The sequence below is a fragment of the Brachybacterium sp. p3-SID1565 genome (assembly GCF_025143785.1).
GTDB lineage: Bacteria > Actinomycetota > Actinomycetes > Actinomycetales > Dermabacteraceae > Brachybacterium > Brachybacterium epidermidis.
Genome location: NZ_JAMBDS010000032.1, coordinates 16,757 through 35,059 on the forward strand (window position 1 = coordinate 16,757; position 18,303 = coordinate 35,059).

Here is an 18,303-nt window from a genome sequence, read left to right on the forward strand (position 1 = left end):
CGGCCAGGCTACGCCGACGGGCTGGGCGGCTCCTTCAATGCCGCCGCGGCGGCGCGGCCGTGCTCGAGGACGGGCAGCGCCAGCCGCGCCTGCGCGATCTCAGCCAGGTCCAGATCCACCACCAGCATGCCTTCCTCGCGGCCCAGTTCGGCGCGCACCTGCCCGAGGGGGGAGATCACGGCGCTCTCGCCGATGCCGCGCGGCGCGCGTCCCCGGTAGTGCGGGTCGGGAGCCTGGTCGGCGGCGAGGATCGCGCAGGTGGAGTCCAGCGCCCGGGCGCGCAGCAGCAGCCTCAGTTGCTCGCTCTTGGCGGGCCCCTCGGCCCAGGCGATCGGCAGCAGGATGGCCTGTGCGCCGCGGCGGGCCAGGGCCGTGAACTGCTCGGGGAAGCGCACGTCGTAGCAGGTGGCGATGCCCAGGGGGGTGCCGTCCACCTCGATGGTGACCAGCTCGCTGCCGGGGGCGACGGTCTGGGACTCTCGCGCGCCGTAGGCGTCGAACAGGTGGATCTTGCGGTAGTCGGCGCGCACGCCGGGCCCGCGTGCGATGACGGTGTTGTGCACGCGGTCCCCGTCAGCAGGGGTGAAGGTGCCTGCCACGATCACCAGGTCGTGCTGCGCGGCGAGCTGCTCGACGAGGGCCTCGAAGCGGGGATGGTGCTGCTCGGCTGCCTCGCGCAGGTCGGTGCCGAAAGGAGTGAGGGTGGCCTCGGGCAGCAGCAGCACCCGGGCCCCGCGCATGGTCGCCTCGGCGACGGCGCGGCGCAGGCTCTGCAGGTTCTCCTCGACGTCCTCGCTGATGCGCACCTGGGCCACCGCGATGCGGGGCCCGGCACTGCGGCGCACCTGGTCGAGGTCCTCGGGGGTGTCCATGTCCGCTCCCTCCATTCCGACGGCGGGACGGGCGACCAGTTCATCAGGCCCCAGATCCGCATAGAGGCGGCGCAGGCTGAGGTCCGCCCAGTCACCGCCCGGGCCGGCCACGGCATCGAGGGCGGCCCGCAGCCGGGCGAGCGGCCAGGCGGCGCAGAGGAACTGAGTGCGACCATCGGCCTCCAGTGCCACCACGCGGGTGCCGGAGGGATCGCGGTCACGCAGGGACTCGAGGGTCTCGGTGCGCAGCAGCGGCATGTCCCCGCCGAGGAGCAGGATGCGGGCGCCAGCTGCGGCGGGCGCGTGCTCCTCGACGGGCCGCTCGTGCGCGGTACGGAGCTGCTCACGGTCAGCGCTGGACGGCGCGTTCTCAGCGAGGAGGCGCTGGGCCTCCTCCACTCCCCTGGCCAGCGCCGCGAGGGGCCCGGAGCCGGGAGGATCTTCCCGTACGAAGCGGGCTCCGTGACGCTCGTGCAGCCCGGCGGCGTCGTCCTGCTCGGGGCCGACGACGATCAGGTGATCCGCAGGGGCGGAGCGCAGCACGCGTTCCAGGGCCGCGACCCCGGCCACCGGCAGACGGGTCTTGTCCACCCCGCCCATGCGGGTGGAGCCGCCTCCGGCCAGCACGATCGCCACCGTCGGGCCGGTGATGTGGTCGTCATCGCTCGCCATGGGGCAATCCTCCCACGGGGCGTTACGATGTCCCAGGCCCTCGCGCAGGGCCGATGGCGGTCCCGACCGGATGGACCCGCCGCCCCGCCTCCGTAGCTCAGGGGATAGAGCACCGCTCTCCTAAAGCGGGTGTCGCAGGTTCGAATCCTGCCGGGGGCACTTTCGCGCATCGTTCCCCGCACCTGAACGGGGCCGAGACGGCGACCGGTTCATCTCCGCCTACGACCTGAAGCTCGCTGAGCTGATCGCGTACATCCCGGACGATCGCGCAAGCGACGCACCCCACGTCACCGACTCTGTGAATCGGCTCGGCTTCCGACGTGTCGACGGCAACCCGGCCCGGATTATGTACTGAGCGGCCCCCGGGCGGGCAGGTGCAAGGTCCTCCCCCGTTCAGGGGTAAACCAGGGACCGGACGCGTCCCGAGGCACTGGCACCGGACCAGCAAACGAAGAACCCCCGGCACCTCGAGGGCACCGGGGGGATCTCCATGTATGACGAGGGACCTTGTCCTCGTATTGCCCACTACAGTAGCACGAGCTGGCACATGCAAACAGACTCCACTACCTTCAACGGAAGCGAGCACGATGGCTCCCAAGGCGACGACCGCCCCCGCCATCGCCGCATGCCTTCACCCGGCGCGACTCCTCACCTACACCGCAGCCGTCCAGGGCGACCCGCGCAAGGCCATCGACCTGTACCTGTGGAACCTCCGCCTCGCCGCCGCCTTCCAAGAGGTGCTAGCACTGGTCGAGATCGGGCTACGCAACGCCCTCGACGCGCAGCTCCGACAGTGGGTGCCAGCACAGAGCGGAGCGCACTCGCCGGAGTGGCTCATCACAGGCCGACCTAGCCCACTGAGCACGCTCATCAACGCTAACACCGTAGGCAAGTTGCAGCGGAACGCCGAGAATGCCAGAGCCTCCAGGTCATCGTCCCACCCGAGGAGACACGCAGCCCTCACCCACGACGATCTCCTCGCGCAGATGACGTTTGGGACGCTAACCGCACTACTGCCAATCGCGAACACCAACTCCGCGAAGTACGGAGCCAAGAGAGTCCTTTGGGAACAAGCGCTAATCAACGGCTTCCCCCACCTGGACACCCAGGCCGACCCCGACGGCCTGGTCCTGGCCGACCGGGTCAGCCGCCTTCACCTGCTCCGTAACCGTGTCGCCCACATGGAGCCCCTGCTCGAGGTAAACGTCCCGGCCCGGCTCACGGACGCCTACGCGGTCCTGGGCCTCATCGATCCTGACCTCCGCTCTCTTGCCGCCGGCTCGAGCCGTGTCAGGCAAGTCCTCGCCTCCGACCCTCGTCCGACGACCCCCTAACATCACAGCATGAGCATCGTCATCGACATCGTGGTCGACATCATCGCTGGCCTGTTCCTACCGTCACGGAAGCGGCGGCGGAAGCGGGCGAAAGGCGAGTGACGGGGTACGCAGTGGGTACGCAGCAGCTCCGAGAACCGGTAGCACTGCACAACGTCGACCAACACCCACAACTCTCCTGAGCATTGCGTTCAGATTTGCTGCAGGTAGCTAAAGCCCCCGGAACGCTCTCCTAAAGCGGGTGTCGCAGGTTCGAATCCTGCCGGGGGCACCGTCGGCAGTTCGCGGCACTGTGCGAGACAACGGAGTCACGATGATGCCGCCCCGTGGAAACCTCGACGACGCCCAGCAGGGCCAGGCGCACCTCCATCTCACCACCGGGGCCACCGAGAGGGGATAGCGTGGACGGGCCGCCGCACTCCCCTGCGGTCCTGTCCACGAACGGAGAACCCATGGCCGCGAACACGCGTCGCTCCTTCGACGCCACCTGGCTGCCCTTCGGACTGCCCATCGGCCTGGTCCTGGGGATCTCCGTCGGGATGATCTGGTTCGACAGTCTGATCGTGGGCTTCGTACTGGGTGTGATCCTGGGCCTGGCCCTCGGGGCCGCCATCGGCCTGCGCCGCGGCGACGGCGGCGAGGACGAGCGCATCGAGGACGCCGTGCGCGAGGAGCAGCTGCGCGAGGAGGAGCAGCCGCACACCCGGCCTCGCGACGACGACCAGGACCACATCTGAGAGGGACGGCCCCGGGCGCACCGCACCGCGGGCAGCGGCTCACCCTGGTCAGATCCCTCACCGAGGGATGCCCCCGCCCCACGGATCGTCTACGGTGAGGGGGCGCCGCTGAGCAGGCGCTCCGGCCGGGACGACCCGGCTGGCCAGCCCGAGCGAGGACGGCCTCGCGGAACAGGACCCACTCCGCATGCCGTCGCCCTTCCCTTTCGGTCGCGTCCTCACGCCTGTGGCCATCGCCCGCCTGGTGATCGGCTGGGGTGCCGTGGGTGCCCTCGCCGCGGCCGGCCCCCTGCTCGCCCCACCCGTGGCCGGCCCCGTGCTCCTCATCGTGCTGGCCGTGATCATCGCGGTGATCCTGCTGTGCTCCTTCGGGGTGGTCCACGAGGCCGAAGCTCTCGCCCGCCGCCTGGGCGATCCGTACGGGACGCTGATCCTGACCCTGTCGATCGTCACCATCGAGGTGGTGCTGATCGCCGCGGTGATGCTGGGCCCCGGTGACCACACCACCATCGCCCGGGACTCGGTGATGGCGGTGTCGATGATCATCCTGAACCTGATCGTGGGGGTGTGCCTGCTGCTGGGCGGGATCCGCCACGGCGACCTGCGGGCCAACCGCACCGGAGCCCTTGCCTACACCACACTGTTGGTGGTGCTGTGCACCACGGCCTTCGCGCTGCCGGCCGCGATCGGGACCGCAGGCTCCTACTCCTCCGTCCAGGCGGTGACGGTGGCGGTGATGACGGTGGGCTTGTACGGGTTCTTCCTGTGGCGGCAGACAGGTGCGCAGGCCGCCGACTTCCAGGAGGTCGCCGCGCCCGCGGGGACCGACATCGGCGCGATCATCGGGCAGCGGACCGCGAGCACCGGACAGCGGACCGCGAGCACCGAGCAGCAGACCGCGAGCATCGAGCAGCGCCCCGCGATCGGCGCGGTCATCACCGCGCACCGCAGCGAGCTGCTGGCGCGCACCGCGCTGCTGATCGTGACGGTGCTGCCGATCGTGCTGCTGTCCCACGACTTGGCCGCCCTGCTGGACGACGGCCTGGGCCGACTCGGCGCACCGGCGGCACTGGCCGGGGTGCTGATCGCAATGATCGTGTTCACGCCGGAGTCGATCACCGCGGTGCGCGCGGCCCTGGGCGGGGAGACGCAGCGCGTGGTGAACCTGTGCCACGGGGCACTGGTCTCCACCGTCGGCCTCACGATCCCCACCGTGCTGGTGATCGGCCTGCTCACCGGCCAGCAGGTGGTGCTGGCCGAATCAGCGGCGAACCTGCTGCTGCTGGGCATCACCCTCGCGCTCACTGCGGTCACGGCGACCTCCCCGCGGGTCACCGCGATGCACGGCGCCGCGCACCTGATGGTGTTCGGACTGTACGTGCTGGTGCTGTTCAGCTGAAGGCACCGGCGCTGTTCAGCTGAGGGCGCGGCTCAGCGGAACCCGAACTCGCCGGGCTGCTCAGTCCTCGCGGTGGCGGCGCCGGTCCAGCTCCTCGAGCGTCGCGCGCACCTCGCGGCGCAGCACCTTGCCCATTTCGTTGCGGGGCAGCTCGGACAGCACGTGGAAGCGGCGCGGCACCTTGTACGCGGTGAGCCGCTCCTTGAGCCGGCGGCGCAGCGCCTCCACGTCCGGCAGCAGCCCATCGGGCGTGACGATCGCAGCGACCACCTCCTCAGTGCCCAGCTCGTCGACCATGCCCACCACGGCGATGTCGTCGATGCCCTCGTGGCCGCGGATCGCATCCTCCACCTCCGAGGGGTACACGTTGAACCCGCCGGTGATCACCATCTCCTTGAGGCGGTCCACGATGCTCAGGAACCCGTTCTCGCTCGCCACCGCGATGTCGCCGGTGCGGAACCAGCCGTCGTGGAACGCGGCCGCGGTCTCCTCGGGCCGGTTGCGGTACCCGGAGAACACCTGGGGGCCCTTCACCAGGATCTCCCCGGCCTCACCGATCTGAACGTCGCGGTCCAGGTCCTCCGGGTCGGCCAGGCGCACGTGCGTGTCGGGGAAGGGCACGCCGATCGAGCCGGGGGTGCGGGAGGCATCCACCGGGTTGCCGGCCACGATCGGGGAGCACTCGGTCAGGCCGTAGCCCTCGATCAGCAGCCCCCCGGTGGCCTCCTCCCAGGCGTCCACCAGGTCCGGGCGCAGGGGCATCGCCCCCGCGATCCCGGTGCGGATGCCCTGCAGCGACATGCCGCGCTCCTTCGCGCCGGCGACCAGTCGCTCGAACAGGGGCGGCACGGCGATCATGGTGGTGGGGGTGCGGCGCCGGATCGCGTCCAGGATCAGGCCCGTCTCCGGCTTGGGTATCAGGTGGATCATCGCCCCCACCGTCAGCCCCGCGTTCATGGACAGCGAGCAGCCGAACACGTGGAACAGCGGCAGGCAGGCCATGAACACCTCCTGACCGGGCACCAGCGGTGTCACCCAGGTGCGGGACTGCGTGGTGGTGGCCAGCAGGTTGCGGTGGCTGAGCTGCACGCCCTTGGGTGCACCCGTGGTGCCGGAGGTGTACAGCAGCAGCGCCACGTCCTCGGGGCCGGGCCGGTTCTCCCGAAGCGCGCGGGCCTTGCTGCGCAACAGGTCCCCGAAGGGGATGGTGCCCTCGGGTGCAGGCTTGGCGAGCTGATCGCGGGAAGCGCGGGCCTTCTTCACCGGCAGGCTCAGCAGCAGCCGCTTGGCCGGCGTCATCTGCTCGATCAGGTTCACGGCGACGATCGCCCGGGGCCGAACCTCCTGCGGGAGGGACTGGACGGTGCCGGCGGCGGCGTCCCACACGATCGCCACCTCGGCCCGGTGGTCGGCGAACATAGGGGCCAGCTCGACGGCGGGGTACAGCGGGTTGTGCTCGACCACGGTGCCGCCGCAGGCCAGCACGGCGTAGAAGGCGACCACGTGCTGGGGGCAGGTGGGCATCAGCAGCGCCACGGTGGAGCCCGGGCCCACACCGAGGGTGTGCAGCGCGCCGGCGACGGCCTCGACCTGCTGGGCGAGCTCACGGTAGCTGGTGCGGCGGCCGAAGAAGTCCAGGGCCGGCTTCTGGGCCCAGGTGCGGGTAGCCAGATCGAACTCGTCGACCAGGGAACCCTCGGGGTAGTCCAGGCCGTGGCGGGGCACCCCGTCGGCATAGGCGGCGCTCCAGCGCTCCTCGAGAGTGGTCATGGCGGCTCCTGGACGGGGATGGGACGCAGCGGGGTCCATCGGCCGCGGACGGCTGACGGCGCAGGGCCGACGGCACGGGCACCGGTGCCCGTCCTGCCAGCCCAACCAAGGGTATGCCCCACGCCCGGCCCTGGCGATACGCTCGCGGCGTGACTGCGACGACGCTTCCGATCCCCACCGACGACGGTGACCTGCCCGGCCTGCTGTGGCTGCCCCCGAACGGGGCTCGGGCCGACCGACCGGTTCCCGGTCTGGTGGTGCTGCAGGAGATCTTCGGGCTCAGCGATTACATCCAGGAGCGCTGCGCGCAGCTGGCCGAGCTGGGCTACGCGGTGCTGGCCCCGCAGCTGTTCGCCCGTCTGGACCCGCCGGTGGTGGGCCTGCCCGACGGCGAGGACGTCGAGGCGTGGCTCGGGGAGGGCATCGCACTCACCCAGGCGCTGCCCTGGGAGCGAGCGGAGGCCGATGCCGTCGCGGCGCTCGAGGCGCTGCGCGGGCACGAGGCGGTCGATGCCGCACACGTGGGGATCATGGGCTTCTGCTACGGAGGCGGGCTCGCCTTCGCCGCCGCTGCCACGGCGCGCGAGCAGGGCCGCGCACCCGCGGTGCTGGTGAGCTACTACGGCTCCGCCCTGCCCACGCTGCTGGACCGGGCCGCCTCCGTGGACATGCCCTCCCTGCACCTGTTCGGCACGGACGATGCCTTCATCCCGATGGAGCAGGTAGGGCAGATCCGCGAGGCCGTCACCGCCGGCGGCACCCGGCAGCAGGTGCGGTTCGAGCTGCACGAGGGCGCCGGGCACGCCTTCGACAACCCCCACCCCGCCCTGCACCACGCCGAGGCGGCGCAGCGGGCCTGGATGCAGACGAGGCAGTTCCTCGGTGAGGAACTGCCTGTCAGCTGAGCGCTGGGCCGGTTTGCCGGATCAGCGACCCTTGTTGAGGATGTCCAGGGCGGCGCGGGCGCGGTCGAAGGGGACCTCGACCGTGTAGGAGCTCGCCTTTATGGTGGACTGCGAGTGGAAGTTGCGGTCCTGGCCCTGCGCCGCGAAGGCGATCAGACCGAAGATCGCACCCCAGACGGCGCCGAAGACGACTGCGCCCAGCACGGTGCCCAGGAAGCCGATCGGCACGAAGATCGCCATCAGCAGGCCGATCAGCAGACCGAACCAGGCGCCGGAGCCGGCACCGAACAGGGCGGCCTTGCCGTAGTTCATGCGGCCGCGCACGATCTCCACGCTCTTGAGGTCGTGGCCGACGATGCGCGTGGCGCCCACCTCGAAGCCGGAGTCGGAGAGCAGGTCGACGGCGGCCTGGGCGTCGCTGTAGTCGGAGAATTCGGCGATCGTGGTCATCGGCGGGGTGGCGGCGAAGCAGGCATCGCCGGTGTTGGCGGCCTGGGCCTGCTGCACATGGTCGCGGTCCAGGGGCTGAGCGCCTGAGGGTTGGCCGGCGCTGTGCCGACCGTGGGGCTGCGGGGTCTGGTTCTGGGCCTGGGTCATGAGGTCTCCTTCGGTGATGACGGGGGCGGCAGGAGTCGCCGCGGAGCGTCACACAATGATAGTTTGATCGTATAAACTAATCTTCAGGCATGTCAAGGTGAGCAATCAACGTTCGGTATCGGGAGGAACGAACGATGGGATGCACCCGGGCGGCTGCAATCGTCGATCCAGGCACGAGAACGTGGGGTGAGGCGGTGCGAGCATCTGTCGCACGTGAACTGCGTCGCACCGTGGCGGAGATCCAGCGGTGGACCCAGCGCTGGCTGCACCGGCGCACCGGCACCACGCTCTCCCCCAACGAGACCCATCTGCTGGGCCACCTGGACACCGCCGGGCCGCAGCGCATGAGCGGGCTGGCCGCCTGGCAGAACGTGGACAAGTCCACGATGACGATGCAGATCAAGAGCCTGGTGGAGCGCGGCTTCGTGGAGCGCAGGCCCGATCCGGCCGATCGCCGGGCCGCGATCGTGGACCTCACGCCGGCCGGGCGCGATGTGCTGGCCGCCTACGCGGACCGTGCCTCGGCGATCCTCTGCGATGCGCTGCAGGACTGGACCGAGGAGGACCTTCGCCGCTTCAGCCATGACCTCGCCCGGTTCGCCGGGGACCTCGAGGGCGCCCTCGTCCAGGACGTCGAGCACCGCCTCTGAGGCCGGACCCGGCCGACTGCTCAGCCCCGGCCGGACCCCGCAGCATCCGCGAGCGCCCTCTGGTAGCCCGCCAGATCCGAGGCACTGGTGGTGAACTGGCTGGTCGCCTCGCTGATCGCGGTCAGCCACGCCACCGAGGTGGCGGCGCCGTGGGCGATCGAGGAGCAGATGGCATCCTGCGCGAAGGAGGTCAGGGCGTTCTGCATGTACTCGCTGAACTCGGCGGTGTCCACGTCGGTGCGCGCCGGGATGGCCCCCTTGGCGAGACTGAGCGCGAGCTGCCCGTCGACGGAGGAGACGGTCTCCAGCCACGCCCTGGCCCCGTCGGGGTGGGATGCGCCCTCCGGCAGGGTGAACGAGTCCGCCAGGAAGCCGAACACCTTCTCCCTGCCCGGCAGCTCGAAGGCCACGAAATCCTCGCCCAAGGCCAGCTGCGCCTGTTCGAACGCGGCGATGGCCCAGTCGCCCATCACGTTGTACCCGGCCGCGCCGTCGATGACCTGTTGGGTGGCTCCCGGCCAGTCGAGGTCGTCGCGGTCGGCGTTGGTGTGACCGATCATGGCCTCGAACCTCTCCAGTGCGGCGGTCACCTCGGCACCGTCCCAGGCGGTGGCTCCGTCGAAGAGGCCGTTGTAGGCATCGGCGCCCAGCTGGGCCATCAGCACCGCCTCGAGCAGGTGCACCTGGGTCCAGGTCGTCCCCACCGACAGCGGCGTGACGCCGGCGCCCTGGAGCCTCTGGAGCTGCTCGAGGAACTCGTCCAGTGAGGCCGGCGGGCTGGAGGTGTCGATCCCGGCGTCGTTCAGCACCGTGGCGGAGCCCCACACCATGTTGGACCGATGGATGTTCGAGGGGATCGAGTAGATCGCTTGATCCACGCTCAGGCGCGCCAGCAGCTTCTGGGGGATGGCATCGCGCAGCCCGAACTCGTCCAGGAGCGCCGAGACGTCCTGGATCTGGCCCGCCTCGATGTAGTCGTTGAGCTCGGCGCCGGCGTGGGCCTGGAAGGTGTCCGGCGGGTCGCCGGCTCGAAGTCGGGACTGCAGCAGGTCCTTGGCGGCGGAGCCGGCGCCGCCGGCCACCGCGCCGTTGACGAACTCGACGTCCGGGTGCTGGGTCGCGAACACCTCCACCAGGGCGTCGAGCCCGGCCTTCCCGGATCCCTGCGCCCACCAGGTGAAGACCTCGACGGAGCTCTGGGCCGCGGTGCCGCTGCCCGTGCTGTCGTCACCGCAGGCAGCCATCGTGCCGACTGAGATGAGCGCGGGGAGGGCGAGCAGGTGCCTGCGCTGGATCAACTGAACCGATCTCCTTCGGACCGCGCGAGGGTGGGCAGCGGGCTGGCGTGAATGTCGCGCACATGGGCGCATCGAGGCGCCCCGGCGGGCCCTCCCGCACGAGGGCACGTCGCGCGCTGAGCTCTCAGAGCTCGAGCGCGACCTCGCTGCGCTGCTTCGCGGAGGCGTAGCAGGCATCGAGGATGCGTGCGCGGCGCAGAGCCTCCACGCCGACGTGCTGGCCGGGCTCGCCCGTGCGCACCTTCTCCAGGAAGTTCGCGACCGCCGCGGCATGCTTGCCGTGCTCGCCCACTTCCGGTCGCAGTTCGGCGGGCAGCCCCTGGACCTCGGTCCATACGTTCAGACGCTGATAGGGGTGGCGGGGGTCACCGCCCCACTCCACGCTGGCCCCGCCCTCGGAGCCGTAGAGGGTGACGTACACCTGGTCGTAGGGGATCCACTGCGCCCAGCTGGTCTCCAGCAGCAGGGTGCCGCCGCCCTCCATCCGCAGGAACGCCGAGGCCAGGTCCTCCACCTCGAAGGGGACGTCCTCCACCGCGGAGGAGGTCTGGAAGGAGCTGCCGCCCCGTCCGCGCGGACCGAACTGGGCATGGGTGGCGGCTGAGACCGCCGTGACCTTCGGCTCCCCCATCAGGTGCAGCGACATGTCCAGCATGTGCACGCCGATGTCCATCAGCGCTCCACCACCGGCACTGGCGGCGCTGGTGAACCAGGTGCCCATGCCGGGGATGCCCTTGCGGCGCAGCCAGCCCGTCTTGGCGTAGTAGATCCCCCCCAGCACTCCGGACTCGACCACCTCGCGCAGGGCGGTGACGTCACCGCGCTGGCGGTGGTTGAAGGCGATGTCCAGCACCTTCCCGGTGCGGCGGGCTGTCTCGACCATGGTGGCGGCCGCCTGACCGGTCTCAGCCATCGGCTTCTCGCACAGCACGTGCAGGCCGGCCTCGAGGGCCTGCACGGTCATCGGGGCGTGCAGGAAGGTGGGGGTGGCGATGGAGACCACGTCCAGGTGGGCCTCGGCGAGCATGGTGGTGTAGTCCGGGTACCGGCCCTCGATGCCGTGCTGGTCACCCAGCTGGTCCAGCAGGTGCTGCTCCTTGCCGGAGATCGCCACCAGGTCCACCGTCGGGTCGGTGGCGTAGGCATCGATGTGCTGCCGCCCGGCCCAGCCCAGTCCGATCACCCCCGCGCGCAGCTTCGGGGTGTCGGCGGTGCGGTCGGTCGCGGTCATGGGGGTGCTCCTGGGGTGGGTGCTCGCGTGCGATGACACCACCCTAGGGTCCGTTCCAAAGGTTCCGCACCAGGTGGGCCTCATCCTTGGTCGAGGTATTCCAGCGGATCCTCACGCAGGCGGGCCAGGGCCAGCTCGATCGCACCGCGCACCACCACCTCGGAGCCGTGCATGCTGGCCACCAGGCGCGGGTGGGGTGGTCCGGTGAGGGCCGGGATCCTGGTGCGCGCGCGTTCCAGCACGGGCTCGACGGCATCGGCGATGGCACCGGCCACCACCACCGTCTCCACCCCCAGCAGGCTCGCCAGGATCACGGCGATCCGGGCCAGGCGGTCGCCGATGCGCTCCATCACGGCTCGTGCGAGCTCGTCCCCGCGGTCGGCCGCGGCGAACACGTCCACCGCCGTGATCCGCTCGGCGCTGATGCGAGCCAGCTCCGAGCGCGCGGCCACCCCTGCACCGTCGTCGAGCGCGCCGTCCCCGGCGAGCGCCTCGAGGGACCAGCGGCGCGCGAGCGCGGCCACGCCGTCGGCACCCCGCTCGTCGTCGAGGGCCACGTCGAGGAACCGCATCTCGCCCGCACCCCCGGAAGCTCCGCGCAGCAGGCGCCCGTCCACGATCAGACCGGCGCCGAACCGCTCCCCCATCAGCAGGGTCGCCACGTGCGGCCCGATGCCCCCGGCGTGCTCGGCGATCGCGGCGAGGTTCGCATCGTTCTCCACCAGCACAGCGCCCCCCGCAGCGGCGCGCTGCGTAGGAGACCCGGGCCCGGCCCCGGGGTTGCCGTCCTGGGGCACGGTGCCCAGGGCGTCGACGAACCCGGGGTTCATCCGCTGCCAGAAGTCGTCGTCGTGCGGGGAGCGTCCGTGCTGGTCCACGGGGGCCGGGACCCCGACCACGGTGAGCACGCGCGGCGTGCCAGGCACGCCGGCACGCGCGAGCACGCGGTCGATCAGCGCAGTCACCATGGCGGTGCGGTCGGCCGACGGATCAGGCTCGGCCTGGTCGATCGGGTGATGCACGGTCGCCAGGGTGCGCCCGCACAGATCGGCCACCCGGGCAGTGAGGGTGTGCTCCCCTGCGTCGACGCCCACCAGCACGGCGGCAGCGGATCGCAGGGCGTAGCGCCGGGCGGGCCGTCCGCGCTGCGCGGACCCGCCGGCGGGCGCTCCGTCGACCTCCTCGAGCCAGCCCGCGCTCACCAGCTCGGCGCACACCCCGAGCACGGTGGCGCGGGTGAGGCCGGTGGCGGCCATGGCATCGGCGGCGGTGAACGCGGCACCCCGCAGGGCCAGGCGCAGCAGGGCCTGCCGGTTGGCGCGGCGCATCAGCTGCGGGGAACTGGCACCGCGACCTTGGTCCTTTGACACCGTTGGGCACCTCCCCCATACTTTTCGATAAGGCTTAAATATATTGCCTGTACGTCCATCGTCGCACCGGAGCCCCCGCTGCGCACCCCCTTTGCGAAGGAGAGACGTCGTTGTCATCCTCGACCGGCTCGAGCCGGCCCCTCTCCCGCCGCTTCCCGGTGCTGCAGAACATGTTCCAGACCCAGTTCAGCAACAACTACAACGTGGCCTTCGCCTCCTACCTGATGGCCATGGCGCCCGCGATCATCGTGTACCTGTTCGCGCAGCGCTGGGTGATGTCCGGCCTCACCCAGGGCGCCATCAAGTGATCGGCGGGGGGGGGGGGGGGCCCGCGCCCCCCCCCCCCCCGCACCGTGGACGGCCTGGACCTGGGGATCCCTGCGGGCCAGAAGGTGCTGCTGGCCGGGGCCAGCGGCAGTGGGAAGTCCACCGTGCTGCGCGCCCTGGCCGGTCTGCTCGACGAGCAGGCCGGTGACCTCGAGGGGCAGGCCGCACCGCCCTCGCGGCCGGGTGAGCGCGGTCTGCTGCTGCAGAACCCCGCCCATGCCCTGGTGGCCGCCACGGTGGGCCGGGACGCCGCCTTCGGCCCGGAGAACGCGGCCCTGCCCCGCCCGGAGATCCACGAGCGCGCCGTCGAGGCCCTCGACGCCGCCCGCGTGGACGTGCCCTCGAGCAGGGAGCCGCTGGCCACCTCGGGCGGCCAGCAGCAGCGCATCGCCCTGGCCGGCGCCCTGGCGCTGGGGCCGGACGTGCTGCTGCTGGACGAGCCGACCAGCATGCTCGACGGTCCCACGGCTGAGGCCGTGCGCGAGGCGGTGCTCGAGGTCGCCGCGGGCCGCACCCTGGTGGTGGCCGATCACCGGATCGAGGCGTGGCTGCCCCATGTGGACCGGTTGATCGTGCTCGGCGAACGCGCCACGGTCCTGGCCGACGGGGACCCTGACGATCTTCTGGCCGCACGTCCTCACCTGCTGGTCGAGGCCGGGATCGCGGTGGAGACCAGCACGGTCGATCGCCGGCCGGCTGATGGACCGGGCCCGGTGGTCGCGAGCCTGGCCGGGGTCGACGTGCACCGGCCCGGGTCTCGGCGGCGGCGACGGTTGGAGCAGCCCCTGCTGCGCGGGGTGGATCTGGAGCTGCAGGCCGGCACCATCACTGTCCTGACCGGCCCGAGCGGTGCCGGGAAGACCACCCTGCTGCAGGTGGTGCTGGGAGTGGCGAAGCCGGCTGCGGGGCGGGTGGCGCTGCCGTCGCGGGAGAGGATCGCCTCGGTGCCGCAGAACCCGGAGCACTCCTTCGTGGCGCCCACCGTGAGGCAGGAGGTCACCGCCTCCCCCTGGGCCACCGACGAGGCACTCGCCCAGCAGCTGCTCACGCGGGCCGGGCTCGCGGAGCTGGCCGAGGCGAATCCGTACACGCTCTCCGGTGGCGAACAGCGGCGCCTGGCGATCATCGCGGCCCTCGCCCAGCAGCCGGATCTGCTGGTGCTGGACGAGCCCACCGTGGGTCTGGACGCGCAGCGCCGCGGAGCGGTACTGGAGCTGCTGGAGCAGGCACGCGCCGAGGGCCGTGCCGTCCTGGTCGCCACCCATGATCCCGTGCTGATTCAGCGGACCGATGCGCGCCTGGACCTCGCAGACGGAGCAGGCGGGGATGCGCCACCGGTCCCACCGGTCGGCTCCGACCCCTCCCCGGATCGCCGGATCGGTCCCGTGCCCCGCACCCGCTGGATCCCTGCCGACGCCCTGAACCCTCTGGTGCTGTGTCTGATCGGGATCCTCGCCGCGATCGGCTCCTTCGCCGTGGACACCTGGCAGGGCGGGCTGCTGGCCCTGGTGCCGACGGTGCTGCTGGCACCGCTGGCGATGCGCACCCTGGGCGGTGGTCTGCTGCGCCTGGCGCCGGTCCTGCTGTCCGCAGCGGGACTGGCCTGGACCACCGCGTTCCTGGGCGAGGCACCGTCACTGTCCACCGAGGCGTGGCTGCTGGGCGCGAAGGAGGCCGCCCGCATCACCGCCTTCGTAGCCCCCGGGGTGCTGGCGCTGGGCTCGGTGGACGCGACGGCCCTGGGGGATGCGCTCGGTGGACGGCTGCGCCTGCCGGCCCGGCCCATCGCAGCCTCCGTGGCGGGCCTGGTGCGGGCCGGCCACCTGGGCCGCCAGTGGCAGATCATCACCCAGACGCGCGTGCTGCGGGGCATGGGCTCCCCCGCCTCGCCTCGGGTGCTGGCCGGTGCCACCCTCGCCCTGCTGGTCGATGCGCTGCGGGGCGCGGAGCAGCAGGCACTGGCCATGGACGCCCGCGGCTTCGCAACCGCCACCACCCGCACCTGGGCCCTGCCCAGCCCCCTGCGCTGGCCGGACCTGCTCGGTGCCGGGATCGGTGTGCTGCTGCTGGTGTGGCCGTTCGTGGCGGAGATGCTGGTGGGGTGACCCCGGCTCACCCAGGGAGGCGCCGTTCATCGGTGCTAGCAGCGTCGCTGGCGGGCGACCGAGCTGTGCCACTGGGGTGGTCTGCTCGGCGAGCGAGACAGATGTCTCGCAGAAGGCGGGTTCAGGACCCTAATGGGAACCGTAGGATCAACTGGCCGGGGTGTAGCGCTGGGGTATACCCCATGCGACAGTCCGACCGGGAGCGCGGCGTGCAGCGTGCGGCGGCACAGGGGACTCGATTGTCACAGTTTGGCCACAGTCCATACGGGTTCAACGGAGCGGCGGTACTTTACGCTCATCGAGACCTTAGGGGGAAGCATGGAAACATAGGAGCGAACGTCCAACACTTTACGTAAGCGAATCCTGTCGAGAATTATCGCCACGTTGTGTGCGCTAGCATTTGTGGCTGGTGGCGCCACGGCAGCAAATGCCGACTATTTCGCGGGGGGAATGCCTTCGACGAAGAACTCCGTAAAGTACGTCGGGGTCAACTCATCGTACGTCACTAAGTTTGACAATGCGCGCTTCCGGTGGAACTCCCTGCCCGCTGTCACGTTCGGTAAGTCCAGCGCTGCGCAGAACACCATGACCGCTGCACGGTACCCCATTCTTGGTACGGCTACTACACCGCGTACGGCCCGCGGAATAGATCACGCACCTTCAAAATCCAAGTGAACGCCCGCACAATCCGAGAGGCCTCGGGAAGTAACATGTCTAAGTGGATCGACAGTACTTCTACACACGAATTCGGCCATGCCCTTAGCCTGGCCGACAACCCCAAGACCTCAAAGGCTTCATTGATGAAGCACAGCCGTAATCGAGCAATGGTAATCAGTCCCCAGCCGTATGACGTGTCTGAAGTGAATAGGATCTACTGATGCATACTCCTCGCGCACTTATTACACTCAGCGCCGCGTCGGCGGTAGCGCTGCTCGGAGCCTCCTGCGCCAGTCAGCCGAGTTCCGAGGATCCGGCGAGTGAGTCGGTTGTCCACCTTTCAGCAGATTATCCGGAATACGGAAGCACCGAAGCCGCGCTCGAGGCAGCGGACGTAGTCGTTGTAGGCACGGTGGAGTCATCTCGCGACCTGATCGAGTATCCAGAGATTAATGACTCTGGGGCGGGGCTGGAGAATCCGCAGTCTGGAGTGGAGGTTTCTAACGAGGATCTTGAAGCGATGGCAGTTGTGACTACGGTGACAACCATTAGAGTTTCCGAGGTTATCTCGGGAGACGCTGAGGTAGGCGATTCTGTAGAGGTCTCACAGCTAGGCGGAACCAGCGAGGGTGTGACTTACATCGAAGACAGCACTACCTTTATCGAAGAGGTTGACTCACCTGAGGTCCTCCTTCTTCTGAATGACTTCGGTGAAGGCAGATACGACTTGGTGAATCCCATTGAAGGCATCTATGGGGTCTCGGATGGAGAGTTTGAATCGCTTCCCGGGGTCGATGTTGACTCGGAAATGAGTTCACTTGAGGAGGTTCGCGAATTCACTGAGTGATCACGGTGTTTCCGGCACGGACGGTTCGCTCAACGCTCTAAAAGCGGGATCCCTGGGGGTCGCGGGCCCCCAGCCGCCCTCATGTATCAAACCAGAAGGAGCCTGCCAGTGGTGGGCTCCTTCTCTTTCCCCTACAACATTGATCGGTGGTGTCATAGCGTCGAAGCAACACTCCCGGTCGGTGGGGGTCTGATCGGTAAGGTGCACGGGGGGCGCGAGCGGGGCTGACGTTCAGTGACAGGTCGGAAATCTCCACAGCGTCGAAAGCGGGCTGGTCCGTGCGGAGGATCGCTCGTCACCTGGGGCGCTGCCCGTCGGTGATCTCCAGGGAACTCTACCGGAACTCGACGAATACCCGCGGCTACCAGGCCGTGAGGGCGGACGTGGCCGCGCAGCGACGGCGGGCTCGCGCGCAGCAGCGGAAGGTCGCTCGGGACCCGGTGCTGCAGGCGAGGGTGGAGGCGGATCTGGCCGCGTCGTGGACGCCGTACGAGATCGCGGGCCGCTTGCGCCTGGAGGCGACAGACCCGACTGTTGGCCGTATGGCGAACTCTCCCGATGTCCAGGGTCGCACCGTCTCCGGTGAGGCGATCTACCAGTACATCTACGCCCTCCCTCGCGGTGAGCTCGCCCGGTGAGGGATCTTCCTGCAGTCCAAGCGCACCAAACGCAAGCCCCGCACGACAGGCCGGTCCCGGGGCGGTCCGATCATCGGGATGGTGCCCCTGAGCGAACGGGGGGAGGATGCCGCCGACCGCCGGGTGCCGGGACACTGGGAGGGCGACCTGATCATCGGGAAGAACGGAACCTCGTGCGCGGCGACGCTGGTGGAGCGGATGAGCGGGTTCACCGGCCTGCTGGCCCTGCCTTCCAAGCACGCCGAGCCCACCGCGGACGCGATCATCGAGTACTTCAACGCGCTGCCCCAGATGATGAAGGCGTCACTGGCGTGGGACCAGGGCAGCGAGATGGCCCAGCACGCGAAGGTCTCCCTGGCCACATCGATGCCGGTCTACTTCACCGACCCCCACTCGCCCTGGCAGCGGCCCAGCAACGAGAACACCAACCGGCTCTACCGGGAGTACCTCCCCAAGGGCACCGTGATCCCGGACCATCAGCCCTACCCCACCACCATCGCCGAGGAGGTCAACAACCGGCCCCGCCGCCGACTGGGCTACCTCACCCCCACCGAATCCTTCAAACGGCTACTAGCCGGCGAGCCCCATGTTGCTTCGACGCATTGACACCGTCGGGCTCAAAAGTGCACCTTTGCCGCACATCCGTCGCACTGGGTATACCCCACGGCGCAGATCTTTCATGCAACGGCCGTTTCGGACCCTGTGGGACGGGGAAGCCTACGGCCCCGCAGCTGTCACGCGGGGTGGTTCTCAAGGTGGCAGAGGTATCTGGTTGAGGCGTCACCAACTCGCGCATCGGTCCCGGCAGCTTCGTCCTGGATTGGCACGTACGGTGAATCGGCTCCACAGCCGAGGTGGCCACGGCCTGTCTCTTATACACATATCCGAGCCCAC

At 69.8% G+C, this 18,303-nt stretch carries 15 protein-coding genes, 1 tRNA gene and 2 pseudogenes; 12 read left to right on the top strand and 6 right to left on the bottom strand.

What is annotated here, in order from left to right:
* Window positions 1-8: 8 nt before the first annotated feature.
* A complete protein-coding gene (locus M4D54_RS08830) occupies window positions 9-1,544 on the bottom strand; it encodes a nitrilase-related carbon-nitrogen hydrolase (protein WP_259890998.1) in 1,536 nt (511 codons plus the stop codon).
* Window positions 1,545-1,630: 86 nt separating this feature from the next.
* Between M4D54_RS08830 and M4D54_RS08835 the strand changes: the two genes are divergently transcribed.
* From M4D54_RS08835 to M4D54_RS08850, 4 genes are all read left to right on the top strand, one after another.
* Window positions 1,631-1,703, top strand: a tRNA-Arg gene (locus tag M4D54_RS08835).
* 428 nt (window positions 1,704-2,131) lie between these two features.
* Window positions 2,132-2,878 (top strand): hypothetical protein, encoded by a 747-nt coding sequence (locus M4D54_RS08840; RefSeq protein WP_259890999.1) that lies wholly within the window; start codon window positions 2,132-2,134, stop codon window positions 2,876-2,878.
* Window positions 2,879-3,330: 452 nt separating this feature from the next.
* A complete protein-coding gene (locus M4D54_RS08845; protein WP_259891000.1) occupies window positions 3,331-3,615 on the top strand; it encodes a hypothetical protein in 285 nt (94 codons plus the stop codon).
* A 187-nt stretch (window positions 3,616-3,802) separates the two neighbouring features.
* Window positions 3,803-5,014: a calcium:proton antiporter gene (locus tag M4D54_RS08850; protein ID WP_259891001.1), complete on the top strand. Its 1,212-nt coding sequence runs from the start codon at window positions 3,803-3,805 to the stop codon at window positions 5,012-5,014.
* 60 nt (window positions 5,015-5,074) lie between these two features.
* Here the strand turns inward: M4D54_RS08850 and M4D54_RS08855 are convergent, their stop codons facing one another.
* Window positions 5,075-6,784, bottom strand: coding sequence for an AMP-binding protein (locus M4D54_RS08855; RefSeq protein ID WP_259891002.1), 1,710 nt, complete (start codon window positions 6,782-6,784; stop codon window positions 5,075-5,077).
* Window positions 6,785-6,933: 149 nt separating this feature from the next.
* On the opposite strand from M4D54_RS08855, the gene M4D54_RS08860 reads away from it, so the two are divergent.
* Window positions 6,934-7,689, top strand: coding sequence for a dienelactone hydrolase family protein (locus tag M4D54_RS08860; RefSeq protein WP_259891003.1), 756 nt, complete (start codon window positions 6,934-6,936; stop codon window positions 7,687-7,689).
* 21 nt (window positions 7,690-7,710) lie between these two features.
* On the opposite strand, the gene M4D54_RS08865 is transcribed toward M4D54_RS08860, so the two are convergent.
* Window positions 7,711-8,286, bottom strand: a complete 576-nt coding sequence (locus tag M4D54_RS08865; protein ID WP_259891004.1) for a general stress protein — start codon at window positions 8,284-8,286, stop codon at window positions 7,711-7,713.
* A 194-nt stretch (window positions 8,287-8,480) separates the two neighbouring features.
* On the opposite strand from M4D54_RS08865, the gene M4D54_RS08870 reads away from it, so the two are divergent.
* Entirely contained in the window at window positions 8,481-8,936 is a 456-nt protein-coding gene (locus tag M4D54_RS08870; protein WP_259891005.1) for a MarR family winged helix-turn-helix transcriptional regulator, read from the top strand.
* Window positions 8,937-8,956: 20 nt separating this feature from the next.
* Here M4D54_RS08870 and M4D54_RS08875 read toward each other — a convergent pair whose 3' ends face one another.
* The 3 genes from M4D54_RS08875 to M4D54_RS08885 all read right to left on the bottom strand — a co-directional run bounded on the left by M4D54_RS08875 (window position 8,957) and on the right by M4D54_RS08885 (window position 12,835).
* Window positions 8,957-10,234 (bottom strand): ABC transporter substrate-binding protein, encoded by a 1,278-nt coding sequence (locus M4D54_RS08875; protein WP_259891006.1) that lies wholly within the window; start codon window positions 10,232-10,234, stop codon window positions 8,957-8,959.
* A 124-nt stretch (window positions 10,235-10,358) separates the two neighbouring features.
* The gene (locus M4D54_RS08880; protein WP_259891007.1) at window positions 10,359-11,465 is read right to left on the bottom strand and encodes a Gfo/Idh/MocA family protein; all 1,107 of its coding nucleotides are present in this window, start codon (window positions 11,463-11,465) and stop codon (window positions 10,359-10,361) included.
* Window positions 11,466-11,545: 80 nt separating this feature from the next.
* Window positions 11,546-12,835 carry an ROK family protein gene (locus tag M4D54_RS08885; RefSeq protein WP_259891008.1) on the bottom strand — a complete coding sequence of 430 codons (1,290 nt, stop codon included), beginning with the start codon at window positions 12,833-12,835 and terminating at the stop codon, window positions 11,546-11,548.
* A 152-nt stretch (window positions 12,836-12,987) separates the two neighbouring features.
* Between M4D54_RS08885 and M4D54_RS08890 the strand changes: the two are divergent.
* The 6 genes and pseudogenes from M4D54_RS08890 to M4D54_RS08915 all read left to right on the top strand — a co-directional run.
* A pseudogene (locus M4D54_RS08890) lies at window positions 12,988-13,143 on the top strand (carbohydrate ABC transporter permease); the annotation flags it as partial.
* Between the two features lie 45 nt (window positions 13,144-13,188).
* Window positions 13,189-15,267, top strand: coding sequence for an ATP-binding cassette domain-containing protein (locus M4D54_RS08895; protein WP_259891009.1), 2,079 nt, complete (start codon window positions 13,189-13,191; stop codon window positions 15,265-15,267).
* Between the two features lie 877 nt (window positions 15,268-16,144).
* A complete protein-coding gene (locus M4D54_RS08900; protein WP_259805208.1) occupies window positions 16,145-16,771 on the top strand; it encodes a hypothetical protein in 627 nt (208 codons plus the stop codon).
* Between the two features lie 224 nt (window positions 16,772-16,995).
* Window positions 16,996-17,103 (top strand): annotated as a pseudogene (locus M4D54_RS08905) (helix-turn-helix domain-containing protein); the annotation flags it as partial.
* Between the two features lie 51 nt (window positions 17,104-17,154).
* Window positions 17,155-17,409, top strand: coding sequence for a hypothetical protein (locus M4D54_RS08910; protein ID WP_259891010.1), 255 nt, complete (start codon window positions 17,155-17,157; stop codon window positions 17,407-17,409).
* Window positions 17,410-17,418: 9 nt separating this feature from the next.
* A complete protein-coding gene (locus M4D54_RS08915; RefSeq protein WP_396121483.1) occupies window positions 17,419-18,015 on the top strand; it encodes an IS30 family transposase in 597 nt (198 codons plus the stop codon).
* Window positions 18,016-18,303: the final 288 nt, after the last annotated feature.